The organism is Slackia equolifaciens (genome assembly GCF_003725995.1).
In the GTDB taxonomy this organism is placed as follows: domain Bacteria; phylum Actinomycetota; class Coriobacteriia; order Coriobacteriales; family Eggerthellaceae; genus Slackia; species Slackia equolifaciens.
In genome coordinates this window covers 1-23,062 of sequence record NZ_QIBX01000013.1, presented here as the reverse complement: position 1 = coordinate 23,062, position 23,062 = coordinate 1, and the positions used below count along the sequence as shown (strand labels likewise).

11 protein-coding genes are annotated in these 23,062 nt (G+C 61.0%); 2 read left to right on the top strand and 9 right to left on the bottom strand.

Annotated features, from left to right (window positions below; translation table 11 throughout):
* Window positions 1-6: 6 nt before the first annotated feature.
* The 7 genes from DMP06_RS07580 to rpoB all read right to left on the bottom strand — a co-directional run bounded on the left by DMP06_RS07580 (window position 7) and on the right by rpoB (window position 16,040).
* The gene (locus tag DMP06_RS07580) at window positions 7-2,100 is read right to left on the bottom strand and encodes a glutamine synthetase III family protein (protein ID WP_123209139.1); all 2,094 of its coding nucleotides are present in this window, start codon (window positions 2,098-2,100) and stop codon (window positions 7-9) included.
* A gap of 817 nt (window positions 2,101-2,917) precedes the next feature.
* Complete coding sequence (locus tag DMP06_RS07575; RefSeq protein WP_123209138.1) at window positions 2,918-3,988, bottom strand: tyrosine-protein phosphatase; 1,071 nt, start codon at window positions 3,986-3,988, stop codon at window positions 2,918-2,920.
* Window positions 3,989-4,294: 306 nt separating this feature from the next.
* Window positions 4,295-5,698: an amidohydrolase gene (locus DMP06_RS07570; RefSeq protein WP_245962428.1), complete on the bottom strand. Its 1,404-nt coding sequence runs from the start codon at window positions 5,696-5,698 to the stop codon at window positions 4,295-4,297.
* A gap of 56 nt (window positions 5,699-5,754) precedes the next feature.
* Entirely contained in the window at window positions 5,755-6,345 is a 591-nt protein-coding gene (locus tag DMP06_RS07565; protein ID WP_123209137.1) for an NAD(P)H-dependent oxidoreductase, read from the bottom strand.
* A 191-nt stretch (window positions 6,346-6,536) separates the two neighbouring features.
* Window positions 6,537-7,979, bottom strand: a complete 1,443-nt coding sequence (locus tag DMP06_RS07560; RefSeq protein ID WP_123209136.1) for an MFS transporter — start codon at window positions 7,977-7,979, stop codon at window positions 6,537-6,539.
* 192 nt (window positions 7,980-8,171) lie between these two features.
* Window positions 8,172-12,542: a DNA-directed RNA polymerase subunit beta' gene (locus tag DMP06_RS07555; RefSeq protein ID WP_123209135.1), complete on the bottom strand. Its 4,371-nt coding sequence runs from the start codon at window positions 12,540-12,542 to the stop codon at window positions 8,172-8,174.
* Complete coding sequence (gene rpoB / locus DMP06_RS07550; RefSeq protein WP_245962431.1) at window positions 12,543-16,040, bottom strand: DNA-directed RNA polymerase subunit beta; 3,498 nt, start codon at window positions 16,038-16,040, stop codon at window positions 12,543-12,545. It abuts the gene before it with no gap.
* 1,365 nt (window positions 16,041-17,405) lie between these two features.
* Between rpoB and DMP06_RS07545 the strand changes: the two genes are divergently transcribed.
* The gene (locus tag DMP06_RS07545; protein WP_123209133.1) at window positions 17,406-18,443 is read left to right on the top strand and encodes a hypothetical protein; all 1,038 of its coding nucleotides are present in this window, start codon (window positions 17,406-17,408) and stop codon (window positions 18,441-18,443) included.
* Window positions 18,444-18,962: 519 nt separating this feature from the next.
* On the opposite strand, the gene DMP06_RS07540 is transcribed toward DMP06_RS07545, so the two are convergent.
* On the bottom strand, window positions 18,963-20,087 hold the full coding sequence (locus tag DMP06_RS07540; RefSeq protein WP_245962427.1) for a DMT family transporter: 1,125 nt from the start codon (window positions 20,085-20,087) through the stop codon (window positions 18,963-18,965).
* 632 nt (window positions 20,088-20,719) lie between these two features.
* On the opposite strand from DMP06_RS07540, the gene DMP06_RS07535 reads away from it, so the two are divergent.
* Window positions 20,720-21,631 carry a LysR family transcriptional regulator gene (locus DMP06_RS07535; protein WP_123209132.1) on the top strand — a complete coding sequence of 304 codons (912 nt, stop codon included), beginning with the start codon at window positions 20,720-20,722 and terminating at the stop codon, window positions 21,629-21,631.
* A 247-nt stretch (window positions 21,632-21,878) separates the two neighbouring features.
* Here the strand turns inward: DMP06_RS07535 and dmsD are convergent, their stop codons facing one another.
* The gene (gene dmsD / locus DMP06_RS07530; RefSeq protein ID WP_123209131.1) at window positions 21,879-22,535 is read right to left on the bottom strand and encodes a Tat proofreading chaperone DmsD; all 657 of its coding nucleotides are present in this window, start codon (window positions 22,533-22,535) and stop codon (window positions 21,879-21,881) included.
* Between the last annotated feature and the right edge of the window lie 527 nt (window positions 22,536-23,062).

Sequence of the window (23,062 nt, the reverse complement as noted above, 5' to 3'; positions counted from 1 at the left end):
CGGCTATTAAGCGTAGAACAAAATGTCGTCGTAGGTGGGCACGGGCCAATACTCGCGGGCCACGATGGGCTCCATCGCATCCACGGCAGCACGCAGGCGCTCCATTGCAGGATTGACCTCGTGAGCATACACATTCGCCTTCTCCTGCGAATCGGTGCAGGCCTCGGCCTTCTCGTGCAGGGTCGCCAACTCGTCGAGGCCCTCGTAGATCGCGTTCACGCCATCGGTCAGCGTAGCCAGCTCGGCGCGCTCATGCTGCATGCCCGCCGTAGGCATGGCCTCGGTGATGGTGGTGATGCCCTTGGCGATCTTGGTGGCATACGCGCTGATCACCGGCAGATACGTACGACGTGCCATACGGCGCATCGTAGTGGCCTCGATGTTCATGAGCTTGTTGTACTTCTCGAGCTTGACCTCGTAACGGCTTTTCGCCTCGGTCTCGGAAAGCACGCCCATCTCCTCGAAGAGCGCCAGGTTCTTAGGCGCCACGAAGCACGGCAGCGCATCGGCGGTGGTGGGGAAATCGCACAGGCCACGGCGGCGCGCCTCCTCGTGCCATTCCTCGGAATAACCGTCGCCGCTGAAAAGGATGCGCTTATGCTGCGCCAGCACACGCTTGATGTAGGCCACGGCGGCGGTGCGGAACCCTTCCTCGCCGCGCGCTTCCATGGCATCGGCGAAGCTCTTGAGCGATTTCGCCACCGCGGTGTCGAGCACCATATTCGCATCGGACACATTGCCCGAAGAGCCCGGCATGCGGAACTCGAACTTGTTGCCCGTGAAGGCGAAGGGGCTGGTGCGGTTGCGATCGGTGGTGTCGCGCTCCAGGTTGGGCAGCACATCTACGCCGAAGTCGAGCGAAGCGCGCAAAGCATGGCTTGCCTCGTGCCCCTCGGCCAACGCGTCGATAATGCCCGAAAGCTCATCGCCCAGGAAGATGGAGACGATGGCCGGCGGCGCCTCATCGGCACCCAGGCGATGATCGTTGCTGCAGCTTGCCACGCTCATGCGCAGCAGGTCCTGATAGTTGTCGACCGCTTCGATGATGCAGGTGAGGAACACCAGGAACTGCAGGTTGTCCTCCGGCGTGTCACCGGGGTCGAGCAGGTTTTCGTCCTCGGTGCCAATAGACCAGTTGTTGTGCTTACCCGATCCGTTGATGCCCTCGAACGGCTTCTCGTGCTGCAGGCATACCAAACCGTGGTGGCTGGCGAGCAGCTTCATCTCTTCCATGGTGAGCAGGTTCTCGTCGATGGCGCGGTTCACGTTGGAAAACACCGGCGCCAGTTCGTGCTGGGCGGGCGCCACCTCGTTGTGCTTGGTCTTGGCGGCCACGGCGAAGCCCCACAGCACGTCATCGAGCTCCTTCATGAAGGCGTTCACCGTGGGTCGGATGGCGCCGAAGTAGTGCTCGTCAAGCTCCTGGCCCTTGCACGGCGGCGCGCCGAACAGCGTGCGACCGGTCATCACCAGATCCTGGCGCTTCTCGTAGTCCTTCTCGGAGATCAGGAAGTACTCCTGCTCGGTGCCCACGTTTACCACCACGCGCGAAGGATGCTTGCCGAACAGCGCCAGCACGCGCTTGGTTTGCGTGTCGATGGCGGAAATGGAGCGCAGGAGCGGAGTCTTTTTGTCGAGGGCCTCGCCGGTATAGGAGCAGAAGGCGGTGGGAATGCACAGCACTTCGTCCTTGATGAACGCATAGCTCGTGGGATCCCAGGCCGAATAGCCGCGGGCCTCGAAGGTGGCGCGCAGTCCGCCGTTGGGGAAGCTCGACGCGTCGGGCTCGCCCTGCACCAGCTCCTTGCCGGAGAACTTGGTGATGGCGGTGCCGTCGCCCACGGGCTCGATGAACGAATCGTGCTTCTCGGAAGTGATGCCGGTCAGCGGCTGGAACCAGTGCGCGAAGTGAGTGGCGCCATGCTCGATGGCCCACGTCTTCATCGCGTGCGCAACGGTGTTGGCCACGTCCAAATCGAGCGGTTTGCCCTCCTTGATGGTGCGTGAGAGCATCTTGTACGTGTCTGACGGCAGGTACTGCTTCATCACGTGATCGGAAAACACCATGGTGCCATAGCGAGAAGTGAGGTTGTTGGACATGCGTAGGGCTCCTTTAACTGGATGCGCTGGATACGGTATCGCCTACCGGACGACAGCTTCGCGTCCTTCCCGCAAAGCCGCCAGCTCGAAAGCGATGTACGTGCAACCCTGCTATTGTACTACGATGCGCTGGAGTGAACCCCTCAAAGCCCCTCGTTTACGTACAGTTCATCGACCGGAGGCTCTATTGCGCATAGTTCATCGACCGGAGACATTTGTCGATACGCATGCGCGTTTTGTGTCGACCGTCGGCACGCACGTGCGCCCTTGGCGTAACCGCCAGCTCGCTCATGCGCCCTTGGCTTAGTCGCCATCGCTCGCGCGCCATTGGCTTAGTCGCCATCGCTCGTGTAGTTTTAGTTTAACCGCCAGCTTGCATGCACATCTTGGCCCAAACGCCACATCGCACGTGCGCTCCCCAGCAATCGATTCACATGCGCGCCGTCGCATGCGCCGCGTGCTTCTCCCAATGTCCGACCCGCATGCCCGCCGTTGCGTGCGTCGTGTGCTCTCCCGGCGACCGACTCGCATGCACGCCGTCGCATGCACCAGAGACATGAAATTCTGTTGGCAGATGAAACAAACGGCGATTTGCTGCAGTTTTTGCGTGCCTCAAAAAGTAGCTGTATTTTGCCGACGCGATGACCTGGGAAAATGCGGATGAAAAAGATCGGCTACTCAGCACATCCCCGAAAAACTGCAGCAAATCGCCATCCGTTGCACGTCAATGCCTTTTCAGCGGCACAGACCGGCCCGGTTTGGACCCAGCCTGCGGCGCGCAAGCCAAAAACCATCTCGCCGACGTCCTCCTTTGCCGTTAACGCGGCAGGAGCAGCGTGCGAAGGCTCGCAATGTGATCGTCAGTAAGACGCAAGCCGCGGCGCACATAACCTTCGAACGAGCCGTACACCTGGGCGGCTTCGTCAAAGAATGCGGCCAGATACGCAGGGCGCGCCTCCAAGAACGACATGAGGATGGCACGCTCGCGCGCAGTCATGCCAACACCCAGGCGCTCCGCCTCCTCCGCAATAAGGTCGGCGTGGTCCTGATTCACGCGCAAGTAGTCTTCCATCACGGCGCTGTCATCGAACTGCGCCGCTTTGAGCAGGACAGCGCACAGCACGCCCGTACGATCCTTGCCGTTCACGCAGTGCGCGAGCGCCGGCGTTCCTTCCGCCGCCATAGAGCGCAACGCTTGGCCGATAAGCGGGTATTCGCGTACGTAACGACGGTAGTTTTCGCACATGCGCTCCTCGGGCGCGCCGTACGCGCCAATCACGCCGACCACCAGGCGTTTGTCGGCGTCTTTTTTGCGGCGCTCCTCGGCCGGCTCCAGCGCGATGGTCTTGGTGCCCACCAGATAGGGCTCGGGGTGAGCGGCCACCTCGCGGCGCGTACGCATGTCGTAGATGGTGGAAATGCCCAGCGAACGGGCCAGAAATATCGCGTCGTCAGGCGTTATGTCAACCAGCTCGCGCGATCGGAAGAGGCAGCCGCCGCCCAGCGTGCCGCCACCGATCGCCCGTACGCGGGCGGAGCCGAACATGGTCATAGCGGGCAGCACCTCGAAGGCGAATCCCGTGACCAGCGACGACGACGGCAGGCCGTCCGCACCCACCGCGCGCGCCTTAAGCAGGTAGCGTCCTGGCTTTTGGGGTGTGTACACGAACCTCCAGCGCACACCGCGCTCCTTGTCCACCGCTTCGGTGGCGTAGGGCGTCCAGCTGGAGCCGCCGTCGAGCGAAAACTCGATTCCGGCGATGGCGCGCTCGAAATCGTCCACATATCCCGTGAATTCAATAGGCCGCCCCACGAAATACGGCGGCTTCTTACTGGGCGAGAGCAGGTTGTGGACAGCGAGCTCGGGTTGAGCTGGAGCGTCGGCCATGGCGAGCCTTCTTTCGTACAACGTGCGATGTGTAAACGTTCGTCTGCCAGCTTGGCAGATGAAAAGAGCGAACGCAAGGCACCATGCCGAACGATTGGAAACAAGAGAAAGCGCAACAAGGCACAAAGGACGTCGTTGTTACGGGATTATCGCCATTTTGGACGCGCGACGCCGTAAAAACGACGTCCCTTGCAGGGAAGGCGCCATGCGAGGGCGGGCAGAAGAAACGGGTCGCCCATCGCTTGCGGGCTGCGACGGAAAGCGCCGTGCGAGAGCGGGCAGATGGCCTCCGACGCAGCCCGGATGCTATTCCGCTAAGAAGTCCACGGCATATTGGGCTGCGAGCTCCGCACCGCGCACCAGCACGCTTTCGTCCACGCGATAGAAGCAGCTGTGCTGCGGATGCACGGCTCCCACCTTGGGATTGCGGCAGCCCACGAACGCGAACACGCCAGGCACGATCTTGAGGTACTCGGCAAAATCCTCACCCGCAAGCGTGCCCTCGTAGTCAGAAAGGGCCTCTTCTCCGAAGAGCTTCACCACCGCGCGCTCGGCACGGGCAGCGCTCGCCTTGTCGTTGGATAGGCCTGCATTGCCCTCTTCGTAAGTGAGCTTCGCCTTGGCGCCAAACGCCTTTGCCGTACGCTTGATCAGATGCTCCAAATGCTCCGGCACCATCCTGCGCGACTTCTCGCTCCACGTACGCACCGTACCGGTGAGATAGGCCGAACCCGCCATGATGTTGCGCGCTTCGCCGCCATGAATTTCGCCCACAGTGACCACCAGGGGCTCGAACGGCGAGATATCGCGACTCACCAGCGTTTGGATCACATTCACCAACTCGGCGGCCACCACGATGGCATCCACGCCCTTGTGAGGCATGGAGCCATGAGCGCTGATACCCTGGACGTCGATGCGGAACCAATCGGTATTAGCCATGCGCTGGCCGGGCGCGCAGGAGATTTCGCCCGCGTCGACATCGCTCCAAATATGCATGCCGAAAAGCCCGTCTACACCCTCGAGCGCGCCGGCGCGAATCATCATGCGCGAGCCGATGGAAATCTCCTCTGCCGGCTGGAAGATGATGCGCACCTCGCCGTGAAGCTGCTCGCGCATGTCGTTCAAGATGCGCACGGCGCCAAGCATCATTGCGATGTGGCAGTCGTGACCGCACGCATGCATGACGCCGGTGTTTTTGGATTCATACGGCAGACCCGTCTCCTCGGTCACCGGCAGCGCGTCGATATCGGCGCGCAGGGCAATGCGACGGCGCGGGTTGCCCTGGTCGTCGTAGGCGTCGGGCGCCGTACCTTTGATAGTGGCGATAACGCCCGTTTTCGCAACGCGCTCGTACGGAATGCCCATACGAGTCAGGCGCGCGCAGATGCTGTTGGACGTGGAGAGCTCCTTGGTGGAAAGCTCGGGATGAGCATGAAAGTAGCGGCGCGTGGCAACAATGGTGTCCTCGATGGCTGCACCCGCCTCGAGGATATGGGCCGTCAATTCCTCGGGCTTCATAGCAACCGGCGGCTCAAACGCATCTGCCACAGGTTCTCCCAAGCCGCTCGCTGCCGGCTCGATTGCCGTCTCATCGGCGTCGCGCTCTTCCATCGGCGCCGCAAAGTCTGCCGGCATTTGCGCGCCTTCCGCCTGAACATCGTGCGCGACCGCCGTGTTCTCCAGGCTTTCCATCTGCGCTTTTTCAGCCATCTTCTCTGCTTTTTTCTTCTTACCCATACCGTTCACCCGTTGCGTAATCGTGAATGCTAATCCAGCTGGGCCGATTCTATGCCTGCCAGCGCCTCGGCCATGATGGCCTCTTCGTCGTTGGTGATGATGTCCAACCCCTCAGCGCGGAAGCATTCGGCCCTCTCGAACCCAAAGAACAGCGTAAAGAGCGCTTTGACCTGCTGATATCCAAAATCAAGATCGCCCACGTAACCGCCCGACGTGGTGACGTAGTACAAACGCTTGCCGCGGCACAGGCTCGTAGGAACCCCCTGCTCGGAATACCTGAACGTCACTCCCTGCGCGCACAGATGCTCAAGATACACCTTGAGCTTAGAGGGAAACGACAAATCCCAATACGGCGCAGCGATGACCATCGTGTCGGCCTGGCTCATCTGCTTTGCCATGCTGAACAGGTCGTCGTCGAAAGCGCCCGCATGCGCAAGCTCGAAACGGCGGTTCACGTCATCGCCCGAAAGCGGGGCTATGGGAGCGTCCTCCAAGATAAGCGTCGTCACGTTTGCATCGCCCTGCGCCTTGAGGCGCGCGAGCAAAGCCTGGGCCAGTCGTTCGGTGCGCGAAGTGCTCCGATTGACACATGCGTCAACATACAAAATGTTATCTGCCATATCAATCCTCCTTAGCTCGTCACACCCTAGCACAAAAGAGGTCGATCATGGGGCTGCCCATCGCTGCGAATCTGTAGCCGGGCGCCTTCGTGCGCGCCGCGTATCGCACCGCGCGGGCGCGTGGAGAGTGTCGCTCTCTGCGCAGTCGCAGAGCCTTCCTCTTCCGAACGCGCCCAACCGCGTGGATGCGCTTAATGGCGCCCTTCTGGAGCCGCACCACCCTCACGGTCCACGAGTTTCGTCGCACCCGCATCTTCGCCTTCGCTATTCTTCGCCTCTTCCAAGAAGCGCTTGATATCGCGCTTTTGGAAATACGCAATTCCCACCGTGCACGCGATCGCCAGCGATATAACCGCCACACCGCCCAGGTATGCCACCTCGAAGCCGGCCAGATCGATGATCGCGCCCCAGACAAACCCCGAGAGCACGCCTGCCACATTCGCAGCCATGGAGATGCGTGCATATACGATGGGGTATTCGAGCCCGCCGAATGTTTTGCGCGCAAGCGAGGGAGACATCACGTTGGTTACGCCGTAGTACACGCCGTACAGCGCCGCCGCCACGCCGATCATCACGGCAGCGCCCGAAGCGCCTCCCATCAGCAGCAACGCCACGCCCACAATGCCCATGGAGGCACACACGATAGAACCTGCATAAGGGTGCTTCTCGCTCGCATAGCCCAGAACCAGCTTTGTGCCCGTTTGCGCCGCCATGGCAAGCGACGTGCACAGCGAGCCCAGCATGGGTATGGCGGCGCCCACCGCGAGCGTGGACACATACGACGGAATCATGCCGTTGAGATACATGCCGCAATTGAGGAAGAAGGCGAATCCCACGATCAGGTAGAACTGAGGCATCCTGAACGCCTCTTTTGCAGGGATGCCCTTGCGCGCTCGCGGGTGATCCCCGGGCGCAAGCGACGCCACGATCGCGGCCGCATCCATGGGCCTGCGCGCACCGCTTGAGGACGCCTCCGCCTCGGCCTCGCTCGCCCCATGGGGCAAAAGACCCTTATCAGACGGCCTGCTTGCCACGCAGAAGATCATGATGGGGATGCAAGCGAACGTGATGAAGGAGAAGATACGGTGCGTCCACTGCCAGCCCACCTCCTGAATGAGCATGCCGCCCACGGCGGCCCACACAACGCCGCCGATTCCCGTGAACGCCGCCACCAGGCCGATATAGAAGCCTGCGTTCTTCTCGAACCAGCGGTTTACCAACGTTGCGGGCGCCAGGTAGATGAGCGTGGCGGTGCCGAAGCCCATCAGCACGCCGCAGGCCAGATATTGCCACAGCTCCGTTGTGAACGACAACAGGAAAAACGCCAGGCCCGCAATGGCGCAGGACCCGGCAAGGCAAATTCGGGCATCCCAGCTATTGAGCAGCCTTCCCGCAAACGGCATGAAAATCAGGCCCGACAGGCAGGCAAGAGGCGTGAAGTAGCTGAGCACGCCGGTTCCGCATCCCAGATCGGCCGCGGCGTGCGGGTAGAAGATGCCTGCACAGCTATGCCCGAAGGATACAGGACAGAACATGCAGATAATCAGGGCGAATTCGACGAAATATGCAAAATGGGGCCCGCGGGCGGGCTTGGCGGCGAGCGAGCGCTGGCGCGATGGATTGGTGTGCGGCATGGTTCCCCTCTAGCGGTCAGGTTTTCTTCAACCGTATCCCAGAGCAAAAAACGTGCCGCAATTTTTGCCGCTCAGCACAAAAGAGGCGGCCCCGAAGGACCGCCCCATCGTAAAACAAACCATGCGAGAGCAAGACAAAACAGTCGTAGCGTCTCATGGGTAGTTGCGCTAGCCGAAAAGCCGGCGCAACCATTACTCCTCGTCAGACTCTTCCTCGTGCCTCTTGCTGGTCTCGCCGAAGCCGAGGTCGCCCAGACCGCCCAGCAAGGCGTCGAGCTCGCTCAGATCGCGATGATAGCTGCGCGGAGGCAGGGCCTCGCCCAGCATTTCCTCGCCCTCGGTGTTGAAGGTCGCGGGAGCGTCGCCACCGATGAGAATGGTGTCATCGGGGCTGAACACCATATCGAGCAGCTGGCTCATGTCGTCGTTGGACGCAGCCAGGTCATCCTCGAGCAGGTAGGACAGCTCGTGCTCCTCCAGGCCCGCCTTCAGCTCCTCCAGAGCCTTGGCGCCGATGCCTTCGATGCGCAGGAGCTCGTCCTCGGTGTAGCCGACCAGGTCGCCCACCGTCTCGATGCCGGCCTCGCTGAACTTGTTGGCCCAGCGCTGCGACACGCCCAGATCGTCGTACAGGTACAGGCGCGCATCCTCATCGGAGAGCTGCTGGCCACGGCCGCCGCGGAAGCTGCCGGCGCCAAAGTAGCTCGGGTAGGCACCCATGTAGTTGTCGTCGAGCGACCAATCGGGGCGCTGCGGCAGCAGGCTCTCGATTTCACGCAGCTCGGAGGGAGCGTAATCGGGCAGCGTATCCTCTTCCTCGAGCTTGACGGCCTGACCGTGATAGGTAAGGCCCACCTTGTGGTAGCGGGGCAGACCCGTACCGGCAGGAATCGGCTTGCCGATGATGACGTTCTCCTTCAGGCCGGCCAGGTGGTCGGTCTTGCCCTCGATGGCGGCGTCGGTGAGCACCTTGGTGGTCTCCTGGAACGACGCGGCCGAGAGGAACGAATCCGTAGCGAGCGATGCCTTGGTGATGCCCAGCAGCAGCGGCTGGCCCACGGGAGGCTGCTTGCCTTCGGCCTCGCACTCCTGCGCGACGCGCTCGAACTCGTAGCGGTTGACCTGACGGCCCGGCAGCAAGTCGGACTCGCCGGCATCCAGCACAACCACCTTGCGCAGCATCTGACGCGCGATGACCTCGATGTGCTTGTCGTTGATCTCTACGCCCTGGGACACGTACACGTCCTGGACCTGAGCAACGATGTAGCGCAGCGTGGTGTTGGGGTCGGTCAGACGCAGCAGGTCGTGCGGGTTCACAGAACCCTTGGTCAGCTGCTGACCAACCTTGACCTCGCAGCCATCCGTCACGCCGGGCAAGAGCTGAGCGCGGGCCGAAACCACGTACTCGCGATAGTTGCCCTCGGCATCGTGGATGGTGATCGTCTTGGTGGTCTTGTCGCCGGTCACCTGCAGCGTGCCCGCAATCTCGGCCAGAACCGCCTGGCCCTTAGGCTTGCGTGCCTCGAACAGCTCGGTAACGCGGGGCAGACCGTGCGTGATGTCCTCACCAGCAACGCCGCCGGCGTGGAACGTACGCATCGTCAGCTGCGTGCCGGGCTCGCCGATGGACTGTGCGGCGATGATGCCCACCGCGGTGCCGATGTTGACGGGACGGCCCGTGGCCAGATCCCAGCCATAGCACTTCTGGCACACGCCGTGCTCAGCATGGCAGGTCATGACCGTGCGGATGACAACCTCGGTGATGCCGGCCGCCTCGAGCGCCTTGAGCTCGTCCATGGACTCGATGTACTCGCCCGCAGAAAGCTCGCCCGCGTTCTCGAGCAGGCAGCGACCGATCAGGTTCTCGTCCAGCTCGCCCTTCTCGTTGTACAGCGGATAGGGCACGCCCTCGGGAGTACCGCAGTCGATCTCGCGCACGATGACGTCCTGGGCAACGTCCACCAGACGACGGGTCAGATAACCCGAGTCGGCGGTACGCAGCGCGGTGTCGGTCATACCCTTACGGGTGCCGTGCGTGGAGATGAAGTACTCCAGAACCGACAGGCCCTCGCGGAAGTTGGACTTAACGGGACGGTCGATGGTGCCGCCCTTCGTGTTGCCCATCAGACCGCGCATACCGGCCAGCTGGCGAATCTGCTTGATGTTACCGCGAGCACCGGAGGAAGCCATCATGTAGATGGGGTTGAACTTGTCGAAGTTCGCCGCCATCGCGTCGCCCACGGCGTCAGCGGTCTCGTTCCAGATGTCGATGACCTGGCGATGACGCTCTTCGGGGCTCATGAGACCCATCTCGTAATCCTCGTCGATCGCGGCGACCTTGGCATCGGCCTCGGCCATGATCTCGCCCTTGTTGGGCGGAATCGTGGCGTCCCAAATGGACACGGTGATGCCTGCGCGCGTGGCGTAGTGGAAGCCGGCGTTCTTCAGGCCGTCCAGGATGGCGGGCATGTCGGAGATGCTGTAGCGGTTCGCGCAATCCTCGATCAGGCGGCCGATCTCCTTCTTGTTCATCTCGTAGTTGATGAACGGATGGTCCTCGGGCAGCACGTTGTTGAACGTGATGCGGCCCACGCTGGTCTCCAGCAGATCGCCGGCCTTGTAGTCCTCGAACACGCCGTAGGACGTGGCCACCTTGGTGTCGGCGGTCAGGCGCACGCGAATCTTGGCCTGCAGGTCCAGCTCGGCGCGGGCGTCATAGGCGTTGAGCGCGTCATCGAAGTCGATGAAGGCGCGGCCCTCGCCCGGGAACCCGTCGCGCATGGAGGTCAGGTAGAACAGACCGATGATCATGTCCTGGGTAGGAATGGTCAGCGGACGACCGTGAGCAGGCGATTTGATGTTGTTGGACGACAGCATGAGCACGCGGGCCTCAGCCTGGGCCTCGTTGCCCAGCGGCACATGGACTGCCATCTGGTCGCCGTCGAAGTCAGCGTTGAACGCGGTGCACACCAGGGGGTGCAGCTTGATGGCCTTGCCCTCGACCAGCACCGGCTCGAACGCCTGGATGCCCAGGCGGTGCAGGGTGGGTGCGCGGTTGAGCAGCACGGGATGGTCGACGATGACCTCTTCCAGCACGTCCCACACGTAGCTCGCGCCACGGTCCACCGCGCGCTTAGCAGCCTTGATGTTGGCGGCGTACTCGAGCTCCACCAGGCGCTTCATAACGAAGGGCTTGAACAGCTCCAGCGCCATCTGCTGGGGCAGGCCGCACTGGTGCAGCTTGAGCGACGGGCCGACAACGATAACGGAACGGCCGGAGTAGTCCACGCGCTTGCCCAGCAGGTTCTGGCGGAAGCGGCCCTGCTTGCCCTTGAGCATGTCGGAGAGGCTCTTCAGCGGACGGTTGCCGGGACCCGTGACGGGACGGCCGCGACGACCGTTGTCGAACAGGGAGTCCACAGCCTCCTGCAGCATGCGCTTCTCGTTATTCACGATGATCTCAGGCGCGCCCAGATCGAGCAGACGCTTGAGGCGGTTGTTGCGGTTGATCACGCGACGGTACAGGTCGTTCAGGTCGGAGGTCGCAAAACGACCGCCGTCCAGCTGCACCATGGGGCGCAGATCGGGCGGGATGACCGGAATGACATCCAGGATCATGTCGTGCGGCTGGCGGTCGGAGTTGAGGAACGCATCCACAACCTTCAGGCGCTTGATGGCCTTGGCGCGACGCTGGCCCTTGCCCGTCTCGATGATCTCTTTGAGCTGCTCAGCGGTCTTGGGCAGATCGATCGCATCAAGCAGATCGCGCACAGCCTCGGCGCCCATGCCGCCGCGGAAGTAGTCGCTGTAGTTGATGCGCATCTCGCGGTACAGCGCCTCATCCGGAATCAGCTGCTTGGGAACGATCTTCATGAAGGTTTCCAGGGCCTCGGTGCGCAGCGCCTTACGCTCCTGGTACTCCTCGTAGATGTCGGCGATCTCCTCGTCGACCTCTTCGGGGCTCATGCGCTCGTCGTCATCGATGTCGTCCACGAACTCGTCGTCCTCGGGAACGTACTCGGTGGACAGGCGACGGGTGGCCTCGATCAGGCGGTCGCGCTCGGAATCCAGCTCTTCGAGGTTTGCTGCCAGCTCGTCGCGCAGCATTTGCTCGTCTTCCTCGCGGCCCTTCTCGTCAACCCAGGTAACGATGGAGGAGGCGAAATACAGGACCTTCTCCAGCTCCTTGGGCGGAATGTCGAGCAGGTAGCCCAGGCGAGAGGGCGAACCCTTGAAGTACCAGATATGGCTCACGGGCGCGGCCAGCTCGATGTGGCCCATGCGCTCGCGACGCACCTTGCTGCGGGTGACTTCCACGCCGCAGCGCTCGCACACGATGCCCTTGAAGCGGACGCGCTTGTACTTGCCGCAGGCGCACTCCCAGTCTTTGGTGGGGCCGAAGATCTTCTCGCAGAACAGGCCGTCCTTCTCGGGCTTGAGCGTGCGGTAGTTAATGGTCTCGGCCTTCTTGACCTCGCCATGCGACCAGCTGCGAATGTCCTCGGCGCTGGCGAGGGAAATACGCAGGGCGTCAAAGTTGTTCACATCGTATTCGCTGCTCATTTATCGCTCTTCTCCTTCGCCGTTATCGGTCGCGGAAGCGTCGGAGCCGATCAGGCTCTCTACGTCGGAATCGGTGCCGTCATGGTTCTCAGACATCAGCGACTGCAGGTCGGCGGCGATGTCTTTGAGGGCGTCGTGCTCCTCGGCCTCGGTCTTGGCCGCATCCGCCTCGATCAGCGACTGGATGGGGTTCTTGGAGCCCCTGGTTTCCAGGTCGACCGAATCGAAGTTGATGGCGTGGTGGTCGGCGCCGCCGATCATCTCCACGTTGAGGGCCAGAGACTTCATTTCCTTCATAAGAACCTTGAAACTCTCGGGCACCTCGGCGGCGGGGATGTTCTCGCCCTTCACGATGGCCTCGTAGGCCTTCACGCGGCCCGCGGTATCGTCGGACTTGACGGTGAGGATCTCCTGCAGCACGTTGGAGGCGCCGTACGCATAGAGCGCCCACACCTCCATCTCGCCGAAGCGCTGGCCGCCGAACTGGGCCTTGCCGCCCAGGGGCTGCTGCGTGATCAGGCTGTAAGGGCCGGTCGAACGCGCGTGGATCTTGTCGTCCACCATGTGGCCCAGCTTCAGGATGTAGGGGAAGCCCACCGTGATAGGCTCGCGGAACGGCTCGCCGGTGCGGCCGTCGTAGAGCGTGACCTTGCCGGTATTGGACAGCTGGGGCACGAACTCGTCACGCGCCAGATCGCCGTACTTGGCATGGTTGAGGTTGATCAGGTTCTGGTTGGCCTTCTGGATGGCGTCAACGATCTCTTCCTCGGTAGCACCGTCGAAGACGGGGGTTGCCACGTAGGTCGGGCCCTCGACGGGCTCGGTGGAATTGGGATCGTCGGACCAGCCCCACTTGGCGGCCCAGCCCAGGTGGCACTCGAGCAGCTGGCCCACGTTCATACGCGAAGGCACGCCCAGGGGGTTCAGCATGACGTCGATCGGAGTGCCGTCGGCCAGGTAAGGCATGTCCTCAACGGGAAGAACGCGCGAGATAACGCCCTTGTTGCCGTGGCGACCGGACAGCTTGTCGCCCTGCTGCACCTTACGCTTCTGAGCGATGAACACGCGCACCAGCTCGTTCACGCCAGGGGCCAGATCGTCGCCGGCCTCGCGGCTGAAGCGATGGATGCCAACCACGCGACCGCCGGCGCCATGAGGCACCTTGAGGGAGGTGTCGCGCACCTCGCGGGCCTTCTCGCCGAAGATGGCGCGCAGCAGACGCTCCTCAGCCGTGAGCTCGGTCTCGCCCTTGGGGGTGACCTTGCCCACCAGCACGTCGCCGGGGAACACCTCGGCGCCGATGCGGATGATGCCGTCGGCGTCCAGGTCGGAAATCATGTCGTCGGAGATGTTGGGGATCTCGCGGGTGATTTCCTCGGGGCCGAGCTTCGTGTCGCGGGCGTCGATCTCGTACTCGGAGATGTGGATAGAGGTCAGAAGATCCTCGGCCACCACGCGCTCGCTGATGATGATAGCGTCCTCGTAGTTGTAGCCTTCCCAGGTCATGTAGGCAACCATGAGGTTCTGGCCCAGAGCCAGCTCGGCATGGTCGCAGCTGGGGCCGTCGGCCAAAACGTCGCCGGCATGGACCTCATCGCCCTTGCGCACCAGAGGCTTGTGGTTGATGCAGCCCGACTGGTTGGAGCGCTGGAACTTGGGAACCAGATACTCGTCGAATTCGCCCTCGTCGTTGCGGATGATGATGGTGGAGCCGTCAACGTAGTCGACCACGCCGGGGTTCTGCGCCACCAGCACCTCGCCCGAGTCAACCGCAATGCGGTGCTCGATGCCGGTGCCAACGTAGGGCGCATGGGGCTGCAGCAGCGGCACAGCCTGGCGCTGCATGTTGGAACCCATCAGGGCGCGGTTTGCGTCGTCGTGCTCGAGGAACGGAATGAGGGAGGTAGCCACCGACGTCATCTGACGCGGCGACACGTCCATGTAATCGACCTTGGAAGGGATGACCTCATCGGGCTCGCCGAACACGCCGTCGGCGTCGCGGGTGCGGCACAGAATGCGCTCGGAGGGCACGAACTCGCCGTCCACCGTGTGGCCGAACACGCGGGTCTCGGAGTCGAACGGCTCGTTGGCCTGCGCGATTGCGTAGTTCTCTTCCTCGTCGGCGGTCAGGTAGTCCACGTCATCGGTCACCTTGCCGTCCACCACGCGGCGGTACGGGGTCTCGATGAAGCCGTAGCTGTTCACGCGGGCATAGGTTGCCAGCGAACCGATCAGGCCGATGTTGGGACCTTCGGGCGTCTCGATGGGGCACATGCGGCCGTAGTGCGAATTGTGGACGTCGCGCACCTCGAAGCCGGCGCGCTCGCGGGACAGACCGCCCGGGCCCAGGGCCGACAGACGGCGCTTGTGCGTGATGCCTGCGGCGGGGTTGGCCTGGTCCATGAACTGCGACAGCTGCGAAGAGCCGAAGAATTCCTTGATGGCCGCCGTGATCGGGCGGATGTTGATGAGGCTGGAGGGGCTGATCTCGTCAGGCTCCTGCATGCTCATGCGCTCACGCACCACGCGCTCCATACGGGAGAGGCCGATGCGGAACTGGTTCTGAATCAGCTCGCCCACGGTGCGGATGCGGCGGTTGCCAAAGTGGTCGATGTCATCCACCACGAAGCCATCGATGCCCTCGTGCAGATTCACGATGTAACGCATGGTGGCGATGATGTCTTCCTGCGTGAGCGTGGAAGAATCGCTTTCCTCGCCAAAGCCCAGCTTCTTGTTGGCCTTGTAGCGGCCCACCTTGGCCAGGTCGTAGCGCTGCGGGTTGAAGAACAGGCCGTCGAGCAGCGTGCGGGCGGAGTCAATTGTAGGCGGCTCGCCGGGACGGAAGCGCTTGTACAGCTCGATCAGGGCCTCGTCTTTGGTGGTGGCGGGGTCGCGGTCGAGCGTGCGCAGCACCATCTCGGAGTTGCCCAGAATCTCGATGATGTCTTCGCGGGACTCAGCGATGCCCAGCGCGCGCAGAAGCAGCGTGGCCGGCTGCTTGCGCTTGCGATCGATGCGCACGGAAAGGATGTCGCGCTTGTCGGTCTCGAACTCGAGCCAAGCGCCACGGGAAGGAATGACCTTTGCGCCGTAGATGATCTTGTCGGAAGTCTTGTCGCGCTCGGCGCTGAAATACACGCCGGGCGAGCGAACCAGCTGGGACACCACGACGCGCTCGGTGCCGTTGATGATGAACGTGCCGCGCGGGGTCATGAGCGGGAAGTCGCCCATGAACACCTCCTGCTCGCCCATCTCGCCGGTTTCGCGGTTGATGAAGCGCACCTGGGCGTAGAGCGACGCCTGGTACGAGACGTCCTTCTCCTTGCATTCGTCCACGGTGTACTTGGGGTCGCCGAAGTAATGGTCGCCGAACTCGACGCACATATCCTTGGTGGCGTTTTCAATCGGGCACACGTCGTTGAAGGCATCGGTGATGCCCTCGTTCATGAACCACTTGAAGCTGTCGGTCTGGATGGCGATCAGGTTAGGCACATCCATGACGTCGGGGATCTTCGCGAAGCTGCGACGCTCCCTATAAAGGCTAGTTGCTTGGGCCACGGGTCTTCCTTCCTTAATGGATTCAGACTATTGATGCGTACTTTTTGCTGCATGCGCCAAGGATGAAAGCGACGTTCGCGACAAACCGCCCTTGCAGGCGTGGCCGCCGCACAGCACGCCGTCCGCTTCGTCCACGCCCGCGATAAACGCCCCTGCGGGTGCGGTCGTCGCTGGCGGGCGATTCACTAAGACGCGCTGCGACGCAAACGCCCTTGCCCTTGCGACTGCCGCCCTTTCGGGCGCGAGCGCGCTTGTGCAGGCATGGTTTTGCTCGAAACACGCGAAGCGGATGTGCTATCCTAGCAACCTGCTTTGAGCACGTCGTTTTCCTGCCTTATGCGTAAATTCACGTAAATACGCAAACGAAAAATTTAATCACGTTGAAAAAATAAGTCAAGACTTTTTTTCATGAGATGTGTTGGTTTTCTGTATTCTTCTGATATTAGTAGGCTTCTGAACAGGTGAAATAGTTTGTAGGTTTCCATTAGATAGCAAATTTCCTTTAAGAAATGCTCCGAAATGGCGTCATGCGGCGCGGATAAAACCCGCAAGTGAAGCCTGCGGACCGGGCGAAAGGCGGCGTACACGAGCGAAACCCACGGCGAGGCATGTGCACAGAACCCAGATCAGAGCATACAAGTGAGAGTAAAGAAGAAGATCAGGAGCGGAACACACACGCGGCGCCCGTGAACAGAACCCATGGTGAAGCGCGCGAGTGCCGCCCGAAGCAAGGCCCGCGTGCAGGATTAGCAAGCAGAGCTCGCAAAGGGCCCATGACGCCACGAGCGGAGCCTGCGAATAGAGTCCGCAGATAAATCTACAGGCTGAACTCGCGAACCAAACTCGTGAATGAGCACATAGCGGCTTTTTGCACATCGATACAATTTGAACCGACGTAATTCAATCCGACGCAATTCGAATAGGCACAATCCAAATAGACACAATCCGGCAGATAATAGCTTTTATGGATTCTTTTCACTAAATGACCTCGTGTTGGTTGTGGGAGAACAGGCGGTTCCGGCGCCGCCTGAAAATAGCGTCGCTTGACGACTGCATAGCGCATGTCGGGAGGCCGGATGGCAAGAACAGATAGACGCATGAACGGAGTCCGCTGAATCGGACGGCGCGTCAGGGCAGCGCTGCGCACAACCGGACGATGCGCAAGCTCGCTTCGCACGGACGAACCCAGCTCCGCCCAAGGCAGCCGTCATCTCGTCAAAGCTCGCCATGCCACCAGGCCGAACGCCTCGCGCGCAACAAACGCCCTCAAGCGCGAACTTCGCCCGACTCGAACGAGAGGATGCCATGCCTGTTTGCCTCAGCCACACCTCGGCGCTCAATTTCTTTCGAGCCGCCGGCGCATCAAACAACGACATCTCCTCCCTGCCCCGCACCGGAAAGCTCGATGAATGCGGCGCCACCAACATCGCCGAAGCGCTTGCCACAAACGAGTTTCCCCTCTATTTGACGCCGCCTATTCATGTTCTTGTAAAAGGGCGGTCTCATTCCCATGCGAAAGAGCACGTTACGAGGCATGCATGCCACACCAGTCTCACGAACCGCTCCCTTGTTCGCGTGACAGACGATCTGCTTGTCGTCTCGCCGGAGCTATGCGCAATACAGCTGTGCGCCTCGCTTCCCGAGCTCGATGCGGCTCTCGGCATTTTCGAACTGTGCGGCACCTATTCGCTGCCTCTGAACGCATCCTGCCGCCCGTCCGCAGCTCGCAACAGCACGTCAAGGCAAACGTATGGATTCGGAGACGATGCGATGCAACCCGCTTCGCCCCGCACCGCAGAATGGGGCTTCAGCCAACGCGCCACTCCGCTGACCTCGTGCAAGAAGATATCGTCATTTGCCGATACCATCCCCGGCACCCACGGGCTGACGAAGCTACGCACCCTGCTCACCTATATATTGGACGATTCCGCATCGCCCATGGAAACCGCCATGGCTCTCATGATTGCAGGGCCTCCTCGAATTGGAGGCATGGGCTTCAAAGGCGCAGTCCTCAACCGCCAAGTGCACACGGCCGACGGCGAGCGCAGGGTTGACTTGCTTTGGCCACAATACAAATTCGGGCTTGAATATCAAGGATTCGACTCGCACGAAGGTTGGGCAAATCGCGTGAAAGACGACCGAAGACGAAACGCCATCGCCGCAAAGGGAATTGAAATAGCGTCTGTGTATTATCAGGACCTCGCTAACCCCTACTATTTCGACAAGCTCATCGCGAGCATTGCCAAGATCATGAAAAAGAGGATTCGAATAACTACGACCGAACACCAATTTAGACAGATGACCCTGCGAAAAGCCGTGCTCCCACCCGTTGCGGGCATATAGAGTTAATCGACAAGGAGCGTGAAGCGGACGCGTGCTTCCACCCGATGCAGGCGCTGCTCCGATAAGACGACCCCCTATCGGGGCCGACCCTATTGTCGGCCCCGATACACAATTAGCGACAGCCCTGCCGGAGCACAGAATCGATTTCTGCCAGTTTTTCTGAGTATGTTATCCAGATTCCTGTAACCCAACTGGAAATGTGCCAGTTTTCCTAACTATGTAATCCATGGAAGCCTCAAAATCGGAAAATGAATCCGTAGTCTGCCGCAGCATCATCACGCCATTAATGAAAACGCCTGTTCAGCGAGGGGTAGAATTTACTCCTACATCAATCTATCGCCCCGATACAATCATTCGAGCACAAAATTACTTCGCATCGGATTACATACTTAGGAAAACTGGCACAAACCGCTTTCGCGGGCAAAATATGGATAACATACTCAGAAAAACTGGCAGGAGAGGCATTCCCGTAAGCCTATCCATTCCGTCCGCCACGCGAAGTCGCCCAAACACGACGGATCAGTCGTTGTCGACGAGGGGCGCGGAACGACGGCGTGGCAGGCGGCTGCGATGCGCATGCATAAACTTTTGCATGAAACCCCGAGAGGTTTTCTGGGGGCTTTCGTCGAGCAACGTTGCCGCGACGGTGCAGGCGACCACAATCGCTGCACCCGCAATGCCCATTGCGCCCAGATACTCCCCCAGCACAATCGCCGAAAGCGCCGCCGTAAACACGGGTTCTGCGCACAAGACCACCGATACGGTCGCAGACGGCAGATGGGCCAACACGGTATTCTGAAGGAAGAACGCAAGACAGGTTCCAAACAACGCAAGAAACGCGATAGCCGCCCAGCTCACAGTCGACACCTGAACGAAAGCCGGCATCGGCTCGAAAGCCAGCGCACCCACAAGGGCGAACGCAAACGTCACGCCCGTCTGCGTAGCAGAAAGCCCCTTTGCATCCACATGGGCGTTGGCCCCCGACAAGTCACGCTCGCTCAAAACTAATGCCGCGGCAAAGCATGCCGAACTCGCAAGCCCCACAAGCTCGCCCGGCCCGATTGCAAGCGCGCCGCCGTTACAGCACAGCAGATACAGCCCCATCAAAACTGCAATCTGCAGCACTGCGACACTCAGCCGATACGGTCTGCGTATGAGAACCAGCGCGAACGCAGGAGCGAATAACATAGGCAGGGCGATGAAGAAACCGGCGTTCGTGGCGCTCGTCAGATTGACCGAGAGGCCGCTGGTGATAAATGCCGCGCCCATGAAGATGCTCGACGGAAGCCAGGCTCGGAGCCCTGCACAGCGCAGCTGCGATCCAATATCGCGGCCGAACAGCAGCATGAACACGAAAAACGCAATGCCAAACCGCAGGGCGGTGCACCACAACGGAGGAATGTCGGAGTACGCCACCTTCATGACCACGTTTGCCGCACCGTAGATCGCAGTCTGCAAGACCACTAGCAGCACAAACATCCAGCTCTTTTTCATCGTGCACACCTCTTTTCGCAGCGTTTCGCGTGCTTTCGCAGAAGACCCGGCAGGCTCGTAGGCGTCGCGCATCGTCCTTGAGCGCACGTCCGTCTCGAACGCCTGGAACGACTCAACGCACGCATTCACTGGGGCTCGCGATTCTGGCACATCCGGCCTTCTTCTTTAGCACGGTTTCCCGTCCCTGGTGCGGTTGGCCTGTCCCTTGCACGGTTGGCGCCCCCCTGGAGCAGTTGGCGTTCCTCCCTCGGGTGGTTGGCGTTCTTCCCTAGCGTCATCTGCCTTCTTCGTCTGATTTCGAAAGTGCATCTTAGGGGTGCTTTTGATAAAAGTAAAACTGGAATATCTTTCTTTTGATATAAGATATTCTAATATTAAGAAAGTGGCGGAAGAGCGCGGTGCACAATGCGGTTCAGGGGGCAGACCAAGCGCGGTGCGCAACGCGGTTCCGAAGGCAAGCCAAGCGCGATGCAAGTACGGTTCCGAACGCAAGCAAAGCGCGGCGCATGGTACGGCTCCGGCGGCAAACCAAGCGCGGTGCATAATACGGTTCTGAAGGCAAACCAAGTACGGTGCGCGACGCAGTTCAGGGAGCAAAAACCAAGCACTGTGCGCAACGCGGCTCCGAAGGCAAGCCAAGCGCGTCCAGTACGTCGGGGCGAAGCCAGGTGAAAACGTACGCATACCGGCTGCAGACAGGGCGAACATAAACGGCAAACGAACGTCAGAGTTGATGGGCGGGTGCCGAGTTGGCAGGCGAGCGAAAGAGTCAGGAGCGACGGATGAACAACTCGAAATACGAAGCGTTCCTCAAAGTTGCTGAAGTCGGAAGCTTCAAAGGCGCCGCCGAAGAGCTCGGATACACCCAGGCCGGCATTAGTTACATGATTGCCGCGCTGGAAAAGGAGATGGGGGTCGTCCTGTTTGCGCGCGAGCGCACAGGCACCACCCTCACCCCCGACGGCCGCGCGATACTTCCGCTCGTGCAAAACGTGCACAACACCGAGCGTTCGCTCCAAACGCGTCTGAACGAAATGCACCATCTGGACTCGGGCACGGTTCGCATCGCGGCGTTCGCGAGCGTCGCCATCCACTGGCTGCCCGCAATAGTCCGCGAGTTTTCAGAGAAGCATCCAAAAATCGACCTGCAGATATCGTGCATCGAAGACCAGTCCGAGGCCGAGGAGCGCCTTATGAGCGGCGATTTCGATTGCGCATTTCTCGTGCTGCCCGCAGCTCACGATCAGCTGTCTTGCATTCCGCTTGCCCAAGACCCCATCTACGCAGTGGTCGCGCATGACCACCCCCTGGCGAAGGCGCCCTTCTTCCCCACCGAGGCGATGCAAAACGAGCCCTATATCAAAGTCCGAGGAAGCGCCCATTCGGAATTCGATGCGTTGTTCGAGAGACACGGGGTGCGGCCCTGCACGCGATTCGTGCTCGATAACGACTTCGCCGCCATGGGCATGGTGAGCGAGGGCCTTGGATTCAGCCTGTTCGCCAAGCTCATGCTACGCGACGCGCCGTTTGACCTGGCGCGCATCGAGCCCGAGATTCCCACGCACCGCGAGCTCGCCATAGGCGTACGCTCCCACGATACAGCCTCGATTGCTACCAAGGCATTCATCGAATGCGTGCGGCAGTGGGTGGACGCCCAAGAGAACCCGAGCGTCCGTCCTTCAAAAGAGAGGTAAGAAGCCGATCAATGCGGATCGATGCGGAAAGGCCCCAACGCAACAAGACGGCCCAATACGGATATGCCCCCAGTGCGACAAGGCAGCCCATCACAGAGAGGACTCCAATGCGGCAAGGCGGCGCAGCACAGAGAGGCCTCCGATGCAGCGAAGCCGTCCGGGACAATGGAAGCGGATGCCTGAAAACCGTATCAACAGAAGCACAGGCACGCGGCATCGCGCAACACCTCGGAGGACGCCCGTAACCCTACCGGTAGAAGCGCGGATAGGTGACCTCCAGGCCAAACGCCTCCTGCATGCCCTCCAGACTCATTTTGGTTATCTGCGCGAGCCCCTTGTAGAACGGCTGCCGGGCGGCCTCGTCCAGTTGGCTCAGATAATGAGACGACCAAGGCAGCAAGTGGTCGAGCAGGAAATCCTTCAAAAGCTCGGGCTTTTCCTGAGAAATCCAAGCCATAAGCGCCAACATGAGACCGATGTGATCCTCCGGCGTTTTTTCGTCGCCCAGTCGTTGGATGCCGGACGCGCGCATCCAGGCACGCAGTGCAAGCGTAGATGCGCCAAACACCACGCAATCGCGATCGGTGTATACCGACCCCCACGGCGGACACGGCATTTTGGCGGGGCCCACGAACAGACGACGATACTCCCAGATGAGGTCCTCGGAATGGGGGCCTTCGGCGAGCCCCTGCTTCATGAGGTCAAGCGCGCCGCGGGCTTGGTCGGCCGAAACGAAAGGCCATTCTTCCGCGGCAGCATCCACGTCGAGCGCCGCCATGGCAGCGAGCTCTTCGTCGAGCGCCCCGTGAGCGGGATCGTTCAGGAACAGCGGGGCGAGCGTCTGCCCCACGAACACGACGCCCTCGAGCTGAGCCCGTCCCTTAGAACTGCAAACTTCCGGCATGATTCCCCTTCCTTCGCACGGCGCGCCGCAACCGAGTGCCATCGGCCCGACGACGCCGCGAATAATGCGAGCGTTGCGAAAATGCGGCGCATCATCGCGTCAGCCATACTACCACGAACGCAAAAAGCGATGCGGAAAGAGGCACCCCCTCTGGGGAGACATCCCGCTGCCAGAGGAGTACGCCTCGGCGGGGCATGCCTCAACCGGGAGGGCATGCCTCGGCCGAGGAGAATCAGCTTACTGCCGCAGCAGAGCCGCTTTCGGCCAGCACCCACCCCCCATTCGCGGAGGCATCTATTATTCAAAACCATGTGTCCGAATAATGCAAAACCATATGACGTCGCGTCATCTGTCCTGCTCAATGGCACATTTTTACTTTTAATCATATAGAAGATGTGTACGGGACCGCGGACGTTTTCTTGTACATCCTACAGCACCGGATAGCCCAGCGCCGCGCGGCGCTCGTCCGGGGTGAGCCACCCGAGCTTCTGGGATATGCGCCCCTCGCGGAACCAGCGCATCCACTC

Bases quoted from the DNA above. Each gene is read 5' to 3' on its own strand.
- DMP06_RS07560 (WP_123209136.1), bottom strand. From the start codon at position 7,979: ATGCCGCACACCAATCCATCGCGCCAGCGCTCGCTCGCCGCCAAGCCC.
- DMP06_RS07580 (WP_123209139.1), bottom strand. From the start codon at position 2,100: ATGTCCAACAACCTCACTTCTCGCTATGGCACCATGGTGTTTTCCGAT.
- DMP06_RS07555 (WP_123209135.1), bottom strand. From the start codon at position 12,542: ATGAGCAGCGAATACGATGTGAACAACTTTGACGCCCTGCGTATTTCC.
- DMP06_RS07570 (WP_245962428.1), bottom strand. From the start codon at position 5,698: ATGGCTGAAAAAGCGCAGATGGAAAGCCTGGAGAACACGGCGGTCGCG.
- DMP06_RS07565 (WP_123209137.1), bottom strand. From the start codon at position 6,345: ATGGCAGATAACATTTTGTATGTTGACGCATGTGTCAATCGGAGCACT.
- dmsD (WP_123209131.1), bottom strand. From the start codon at position 22,535: ATGCCGGAAGTTTGCAGTTCTAAGGGACGGGCTCAGCTCGAGGGCGTC.
- DMP06_RS07575 (WP_123209138.1), bottom strand. From the start codon at position 3,988: ATGGCCGACGCTCCAGCTCAACCCGAGCTCGCTGTCCACAACCTGCTC.
- rpoB (WP_245962431.1), bottom strand. From the start codon at position 16,040: ATGGATGTGCCTAACCTGATCGCCATCCAGACCGACAGCTTCAAGTGG.
- DMP06_RS07545 (WP_123209133.1), top strand. From the start codon at position 17,406: ATGCCTGTTTGCCTCAGCCACACCTCGGCGCTCAATTTCTTTCGAGCC.
- DMP06_RS07535 (WP_123209132.1), top strand. From the start codon at position 20,720: ATGAACAACTCGAAATACGAAGCGTTCCTCAAAGTTGCTGAAGTCGGA.